This window comes from Streptosporangium sp. NPDC006013 (assembly GCF_040614275.1).
Lineage (GTDB): Bacteria > Actinomycetota > Actinomycetes > Streptosporangiales > Streptosporangiaceae > Streptosporangium.
Genome location: NZ_JBEXUE010000491.1, coordinates 1 through 7,377, shown reverse-complemented (window position 1 = coordinate 7,377; position 7,377 = coordinate 1). Strand labels below are relative to the sequence as shown.

The following is a 7,377-nucleotide window of genomic DNA, read 5'->3' as shown; positions in this document are numbered from 1 at the left end:
GCCGAGCAGCCGCCGGTCCATGGTCCTGGCGATGAGCGCGCTGAGCCCGAAGATGAGGCCGGAGACGACCAGCAGTACCGCCGTCCCCCGGTGGTGCGGCTCGACCTGACGGAGAGCGGAGCGCCGCAGCGGATCGTCGAGCAGGCACTCGACCGGCTCGGAGGCCTCGACGGTCTCGTCAACAACGCCGGCGTGGAGCACCGCGCGGCACTGGGCGAGCACAGCACCGCCGACTGGGCGCGCGTCATGGAGATCAACCTGTCGGCGCCGTTCCGGCTGGCCCGTGCGGCGGCACCCGCCCTCGCCGGACGGCCGGGCTCCGCCATCGTCAACGTCTGCTCGATCGCGGTGACCGGGTTCGCCGGGCAGGCCGCCTACGACGCGAGCAAGGGCGGGCTGCTGAGCCTGACCCGCTCGCTCGCCGTCGAACTGGGACCGCTCGGCGTTCGCGCGAACGCCGTGTGCCCCGGCTTCATCGACACCCCGATGCTCGACGTGAGCGGGCTTCGCGGGCTGGCGGAGAAGGTCGCCGCCCGGCTGCCGATCGGCCGGTGCGGGCACCCGGAGGAGGTCGCCGCCGCGATCGTGTGGCTGCTGGGAACGGGGGCCGGTTACATCACCGGCCAAGCATTGTTCGTCGATGGAGGGATGGTCAGAGCATGATGCGTGGACAGGAGAGCACGGCGTCCGGCGGTGAAGGGGCCTTGCTGGTCTCCCGGCCGGCCCCGGGGGTGCTGTGGCTGACCATGAACCGCCCCGACCGCCGCAACGCGCTCGATCGCGCGCTCGGCGAGGAACTGCTGCGTGCGCTGGAGCACGCCGAGACCGACCCGCAGGCCAGGGTCGTGGTGCTGAGCGGGGCGGGCAGTGCCTTCTGCGGCGGGGACGACCTCGGCGCGGTGGACGAGCACCTCGCCGGGGACCGCAGGCACTCGCCGGTGCTCGGTGACACCGCCGACCCCGTGTACCTGCGGATCGTCGAGGCCATCGTCACGGCGCCGCAGCCGGTCATCGCGGCGGTCAACGGCCCCGCGGCCGGGGCGGGCACCGAGCTGGCCTGCGCCGCCGACCTGCGGATCGCCTCGGACACGGCCCGGATCGGGAGCTGCCTGGTGAACGTGGCGCAGACCGGTACCGCCGTGATGCTGGCCCGGATCGTCGGGAGCGCCAAGGCGACCGAGATCTATCTGTCCGGCGGGCTGCTCGACGCCACCGACGCCGAACGCCTGGGCATCTACACCCGGGTCGTCCCATCGGGGGATCTGCGGGACGCGGTGCTCGCCGAGGCCCGCAGGCTCGCGGCCGGCCCGACCGGCGCGATCGGGCTCTACAAGCAGCTGCGCGAGCGGGTGCACGGCCAGCCGCTTGAGCAGGCACTGCGGATCCAGAACACCTTCCACATCCGCAACAACAGGGAAGTCCATGATGCCGTCGAAGGAGCACGTGCCTTCGTCGAAAAGCGCAGCCCCGAATTCACGGGCCGTTGAGGAGGAGCGGATGACCATGGCAGACGGCGACGTCTTCGGCCGGCTCGACGGCCGGGTCGTTCTGGTCACGGGTGCGGCGAGCGGCATCGGCGCGGCCTCGATGAGGCTGTTCCGGGCCGTCGGGGCCGAGGTCGTCGGGGTGGACCTGACCCCGGGAGAGGGCATCGTCCAGGCGGACGTCTCCGATCCGGCACAGGTCGCCGAGGTCGTCGACGGGGTGGTCGCCCGGTACGGCCGGCTCGACGTCGTCCACGGCAACGCCGGCGTCAACGTCCCCGGCCGCCCGCACAGCCTCACCGACGACGACTACCGCAAGGTGATGGGCGTCTGCTGCGACGCCAACTTCTACCTGGTGCGCTCCGCGGTCCGGCACATGCGCGCGCACGGGGGAGTGTTCGTGTTCACCTCGTCGATGTGCGGGGTGGCGGCGACCCCCCGCTCCCCGGTCTACAACATGGCCAAGCACGCTCTCGTCGGCCTGGCCCAGTCCATCGCCGTCGACTACGGCGCGCAGGGGATCCGCGCGGTGGCCCTGATCACCGGGCCGACGCACACCGGGATGGTCGACGAGCTGTGGCCGCCGGGCCCGCTCCGCGACTCGCTGACCGCGACCACCGCCGTCGGACGGCTGGCCACCCCCGAGGAACAGGCCCGCGCCGCGGTGTTCGCCGCGCTGCCCGGCAGTTCCTTCCTCACCGGATGCAGCCTCACCGTGGACGGCGGCGCGACCGCCGGGTGGAACGAGATGGCCCGGACGATGCTCACTCTCAAGGAGGTGTGATGACGGAACTGGGACGCATCGAAGGCGGCGTCGAGGCCCCCATGCGGGACGGCGTGCTGCTGCGCGGCGACCTGTGGCGGCCCCCGTCCCCGGCCCCGGCCGTGGTGTTCAGGACGCCGTACGGCCGGCGGCAGATCAGCTCCGACACGCTGCAACCCCAGCACTGCCTCGCCGGAGGGTTCGCCGCGCTGGTGCAGGACACCAGGGGCCGCTTCGACTCCGACGGCGAGTGGCGGGCCGTCATGTGGGAGCAGGAGGCCAGGGACACCTACGACACGGTGGAGTGGGCGGCGGCACAGCCCTGGTGTGACGGCAACGTGTTCCTCGCGGGCACCTCCTACCTCGGCATCATCGCCTGGCTCGGCGCGGCCGAACGCCCGCCCCACCTGCGCGGCATCGCCCCTGCCATGACGACCGGCGCGGCGGCCGACGCCCGCGACACCGGCGGCGCGCTGCGGCTGGACCACCTCGTCGGGTGGCTGGCCTACATGGCCGCCGACTGGCTGGGCCGGCAGGGACCGGACGCCGACCCGTCGCTGGTCGCCAAGGTCGCGTCATTGATTCATGATCCGGCGCGAGCGATGCGGCGGCTGCCGCTCGTGGGCATGCCGGAACTGGACCTGCCCGGATTCCCGATCCGGATCGGCGACCTGCTGGACGGACGGATCCAGGCCCTGCCCGACTGGGACCACGCGGCGGTGGAGGTGCCGACCCTGTCGGTGACCGGCTGGTACGACGTCTACGCCACCGCGACCATCCGCGGGCACCTGGAGATGCGCAGGCTGCGGCCGGACCTGCGGCACGAGCTGATCGTCGGCCCCTGGGCGCACACCGGCGCCCTGTCCCACCTGCAGGGCGAGGTCAACTTCGGTGTCGCGGCCTCCGCGGCGGCCGCCCGGCTGCCCACCCGGCACCTGGAGTTCTTCCGCCGCTGCCTGGACGGAGCGGACGGTCCTGCCCCCGTCCGGTACTTCCAGATGGGTACGGACGAGTGGCGCACCGCCGAGCGATGGCCGCCGGCGGAGGCCGCCGGGCACGCCCTGTACCCGACGGGGCCCGCCGCGCCGGGCGGGACGCCGGGACGACTGACCGCCGTGCCCGACACGGCGAACCCGGCCACACCGGACGGCTACCTCCACGATCCGGACGATCCGGTGCCGAGCCACGGCGGGCGCGTCCTGCACCTCGGCCGCCTCGTCCCCGGGCCGCTGGACCTCAGCCGAACGGCCAAGCGACCCGACGTCCTCGTCTATCTCGGCGACGTGCTCACCGAGGACACGGACGTCATCGGCCCGGTACGGCTGAAGCTCACCTTCGCCACCGACGCGGCGGACGCCGACGTGATGGCCCGGCTGGTGGACCAACTGCCCGACGGGCGGATGCTGCCGGTCTGTGAGGGTGTGATCAGGCTGAGCCACCGAGACGGCCTCGACACCCCGGTGCCACGGGGAGAACCGGTCCGGCTGGACATCGATCTCGGGCACACGGCCCAGCGGTTCCCGGCCGGCCACCGGATCGGTCTGCTGCTGTCCAGCAGCAACTTCCCCCACTACGACCGCAACCAGGGGGACGGGGGGCCGCCCGCCACGGCCGGACCGGGCACGCCGTCCACCCAGAGCGTCCACTACGGGACGTCGGTCCTCCTCCTGGGCGACGGGGCGGGCCCGTGACGCCGCGGCACCGGACCGCCCAGCGCACCGGGACATGGTCGCGGTCATGGCGAGCCTGGTCGGCGCCCTTCACCCCGAGCCCGGATACCGGATCGAACTGCCCGAACCGCCGCTGCGCGGCGAACACGACAGGTTCGGTGACTTTCGCGCCTCGATGCCGATCTGGGAGCGGAGGGACCCGCTGGCCCGGTACCTCGCCGTATCGGACGCCGCCCATCTCGTCAACACCGTGCTGCACTTTCTCGCTGAGCACGGACTCGACTCACCGGAGGACTGACATGACGATGTGGAGCCGGGAGGACGTCGACGGTGTCGCCGTCCTCACCTACCGAAACCCGCCACGTAACTTCCTCACCTTCGCCGCGCTCGAAGAGCTGGACGCGGAACTCGCCCGGCTGGAGACCGCGCCGGACATCAGGGTCGTGACGCTGACCAGCGATGTCCCCGGCTACTTCATCGCGCACGCCGACCTGGACGAGCTCGCCGAACTCTCCCGGGGGCCGATGCCGCGGGCCAGGATCTGGTACACCGCGATGCGACGCGTCGAGCGGATCCCGCAGCCGGTGATCGCCGCGATCGACGGCCAGGCATGGGGCGGCGGCATCGAGCTGTCCCTGGCCTGCACCCTGCGATGGGCCTCGGCCGCCGCCCACTTCAGCCTGCTCGAGACCGCGCTCGGCATCATCCCCGGGGCGGGCGGCACCCAGCGGCTGGCCCGGCTGATCGGCCCCGGTCGGGCCGCCGATGTCGTCCTCACCGGTGACGTCCTCACCGCCGAACAGGCCAGGGCCGCCGGATTCGTCGAACGGGTGCTTCCCACGCCGAACTTCCAGGCGGAGGTTCTGCGGCTCGCGCGCGACATGGCGTCCCGTCCCGCCGCCGCCCTCGCCGCCGCGAAGCGCGCACTCGTCGAGGGCCCCCGGCTGCCGCTCGCCGAAGGTCTCCGGCTGGAGGCCGCACTCTTCGCGGAGAGGCTGGCCAGCCCTGAATCCAGGAGGCTCCAGGAAGCGGCGCGCCGCCGCTACGCCGAGGCGGCGGACGACGACCACATCACCTTCGGGGAGCGCCCGTGAAGACCGCCGTCATCACCGGAGCCGGCCGGGGCATCGGCCGGGCGGCCGCGTTCACGCTCGCACGCGACGGTTACGCCGTCGCGGTCGGCTACCACCGGAACGCCGAGTCCGCCGCCGAAGTCGTCGACGAGATCCACCGGGACGGCGGACACGCCGCCGCCTTCGCGCTGGACGTCGCCGACCAGGAGCAGTGCGCGGAGTTCGTGCGTGCAGCGGGCGAACGGCTCGGGCCCGTCCGTGCGGTCATCTCCAATGCGACCGGATTCGGCTCCGCCTCGCCGTCCCTGGGAAAGGCACTCGAGACCCCCTGGCATACCTACGAGCAGATGTTCGCCACCCGCGTCGGCTCCCTCCTCGCCCTCGTGGCCGCGGCACGCCCGCAACTGGCCGGCGGCGGCCGGGTCGTGACGACCGTGAGCACCGGGACGAGCAGGCACGTCCCCGGCTACGCGGCGATCGCCGCCGCCATGGCCGCGGCCGAGAGCGTCGTCCGCTACCTCGCGGTGGAACTCGGCCGCGACGGCATCACGGTCAACCTGGTGAGCGGCGGCGTGGTGGCGACGGACGCGCTGCGCGAGATCAGCCCCGACCCGGAGCGCCTCCTGGCCGCCGCCGCGCGCGCCACACCGCTGGGCCGCGCCGGCTCCCCCGAAGATCTGGCCAAGGTCATCGCGTTCCTGTGCGGCGAGAATGCCGACTGGATCACCGGGCGCTCCATCATCACCGACGGAGGGAACTCCCTGCGCTGAGCCATGACCTCACCCGCGCCCCCTTCCCTGACGGAGCCAACGACCGCCTGTGGCGGTTCGTGTAGTCACCGGACCTCGGCCCCCGGCGGTAGCGGCCGCCGGGGGCTTCTCGGAGGTTCCGCGGCTGCCGCAGCGAGCAGGTCCGGCCAACCTGGTCAGGCGCTGGGGGGCGGCGGACTCGCGATCGCCGAGTCCACTTTCATCGGACGGACGATCGCGGCCCGGCTTCGTGCTCGTCGGCGCCTACGAGTGCGGGCGGAGTAGATGAACTTTTCATCCGACTTTGCGGTGTATGGCCAGCTCCCGGCCCGTTGCCCGCCGAGAGCCATAGATCACTGTTGCCGCTGACCGGGGACTGGGTGACGGTGGGGACACCTCTGGCATGAGGACTCGGCCCTCACTCGGCGTGCCAGGACTCGTCATCCCAGCATTCGAAAGGAAACCTGTGCAGATGAGTTCACACGTGCTCCGACTCTTACGCGGCCATACCGGCGCATCCGACGCACCTCCCCGCCGGAGCGGGTTACGGCGGGTGTTCGTCGCGGTCGCGGCCGCGCTCATGCTCACCACCGTGATGGTCGTCCCCGCCTCGGCGCACGGCTCGATCAGCGACCCGGCCTCGCGCAACTACGGCTGCTGGCTGCGCTGGGGGAGCGACTTCCAGAACCCGGCCATGGCCCAGCAGGACCCCATGTGCTGGCAGGCATGGCAGAACAACACCAACGCGATGTGGAACTGGAACGGGCTGTACCGCGAGGGCGTCGCCGGTAACCACCAGGCCGCGATCCCCGACGGGCAGCTGTGCAGCGGCGGCCTGACCGAAAGCGGCCGCTACGCCTCCATGGACGTGCCGGGCGCGTGGAAGACCGTGGACCGCCCCGCCAGGTTCACCATGAACCTGATGGACCAGGCCTCGCACGGTGCGGACTACATCCGCGTCTACGTCACCAAACAGGGCTACGATCCCAAGACCCAGCGGCTGAGGTGGAGCGACCTGGAACTGGTCAACCAGGTGGGCAAGGTGCCCACCGGTCTCACCACGCCCATTGATGTGTACGCGCCCGGCCGTACCGGCCACCACGTCGTCTACACCATCTGGCAGGCCAGCCACTCCGACCAGTCCTACTACTTCTGCAGCGACGTCAACTTCACCGGCGGCACGAACCCCACCCCCACCCCCACCCCCACGCCTACGCCGACTCCCACGCCGACTCCCACGCCGACTCCGACCCCCACTCCCACGCCGACTCCCACCTCGCCCCCGGCCGGTGGCTGCTCGGCCACCTACCGCACCGTCTCCCAGTGGTCCGGCGGCTTCCAGGCCGAGGTACGCGTGACCGCCGGCTCCGGCGCGATCACCGGCTGGACGGTGAACTGGACCTTCACCGGCGGTGAGCAGGTCAGCTCGGCGTGGAGTGCGACCGTGACCGCCAGCGGATCCGCGGTCAGCGCCCGCAACGCCGCCTACAACGGCTCACTGGGCGCCGGCACCGCCACCACCTTCGGGTTCATCGGCTCCGGCACCAGCGGCACACCCACCCTCACCTGCACCGCGACCTGATCTCCCCGCCGACCAGAGCAGGGTCCTCGGCTCGATCGACACCGCCGACGTGCGGA

Annotated in this window: 8 protein-coding genes; all 8 read left to right on the top strand. The window is 72.1% G+C overall.

Annotated features, from left to right (window positions below; genetic code table 11):
* The coding region (locus tag ABZ260_RS42710) for an SDR family oxidoreductase (protein WP_355629276.1) at positions 1–663 on the top strand (663 nt) is incomplete at its 5' end.
* Positions 660–1,487: an enoyl-CoA hydratase-related protein gene (locus ABZ260_RS42705; RefSeq protein ID WP_355629273.1), complete on the top strand. Its 828-nt coding sequence runs from the start codon at positions 660–662 to the stop codon at positions 1,485–1,487. The genes ABZ260_RS42710 and ABZ260_RS42705, both read left to right, overlap by 4 nt.
* Positions 1,488–1,497: 10 nt before the next feature.
* On the top strand, positions 1,498–2,268 hold the full coding sequence (locus ABZ260_RS42700) for an SDR family oxidoreductase (protein WP_355629270.1): 771 nt from the start codon (positions 1,498–1,500) through the stop codon (positions 2,266–2,268).
* On the top strand, positions 2,268–3,938 hold the full coding sequence (locus ABZ260_RS42695) for a CocE/NonD family hydrolase (protein ID WP_355629266.1): 1,671 nt from the start codon (positions 2,268–2,270) through the stop codon (positions 3,936–3,938). Before ABZ260_RS42700 ends, ABZ260_RS42695 begins: the two co-directional genes overlap by 1 nt.
* 46 nt (positions 3,939–3,984) lie before the next feature.
* Positions 3,985–4,215 carry a hypothetical protein gene (locus ABZ260_RS42690; RefSeq protein ID WP_355629263.1) on the top strand — a complete coding sequence of 77 codons (231 nt, stop codon included), beginning with the start codon at positions 3,985–3,987 and terminating at the stop codon, positions 4,213–4,215.
* A gap of 1 nt (position 4,216) precedes the next feature.
* The gene (locus ABZ260_RS42685; RefSeq protein WP_355629260.1) at positions 4,217–5,011 is read left to right on the top strand and encodes an enoyl-CoA hydratase/isomerase family protein; all 795 of its coding nucleotides are present in this window, start codon (positions 4,217–4,219) and stop codon (positions 5,009–5,011) included.
* The gene (locus tag ABZ260_RS42680; RefSeq protein WP_355629257.1) at positions 5,008–5,760 is read left to right on the top strand and encodes an SDR family oxidoreductase; all 753 of its coding nucleotides are present in this window, start codon (positions 5,008–5,010) and stop codon (positions 5,758–5,760) included. Before ABZ260_RS42685 ends, ABZ260_RS42680 begins: the two co-directional genes overlap by 4 nt.
* Positions 5,761–6,292: 532 nt before the next feature.
* Positions 6,293–7,321 (top strand): lytic polysaccharide monooxygenase, encoded by a 1,029-nt coding sequence (locus ABZ260_RS42675; protein ID WP_355629254.1) that lies wholly within the window; start codon positions 6,293–6,295, stop codon positions 7,319–7,321.
* The last annotated feature ends 56 nt before the right edge of the window (positions 7,322–7,377 follow it).

What these genes read in the sequence shown, in the direction of transcription:
- ABZ260_RS42705 (WP_355629273.1), top strand. Translation starts at nt 660, where the DNA reads ATGATGCGTGGACAGGAGAGCACGGCGTCCGGCGGTGAAGGGGCCTTG.
- ABZ260_RS42700 (WP_355629270.1), top strand. Translation starts at nt 1,498, where the DNA reads ATGACCATGGCAGACGGCGACGTCTTCGGCCGGCTCGACGGCCGGGTC.
- ABZ260_RS42695 (WP_355629266.1), top strand. Translation starts at nt 2,268, where the DNA reads ATGACGGAACTGGGACGCATCGAAGGCGGCGTCGAGGCCCCCATGCGG.
- ABZ260_RS42690 (WP_355629263.1), top strand. Translation starts at nt 3,985, where the DNA reads ATGGCGAGCCTGGTCGGCGCCCTTCACCCCGAGCCCGGATACCGGATC.
- ABZ260_RS42685 (WP_355629260.1), top strand. Translation starts at nt 4,217, where the DNA reads ATGACGATGTGGAGCCGGGAGGACGTCGACGGTGTCGCCGTCCTCACC.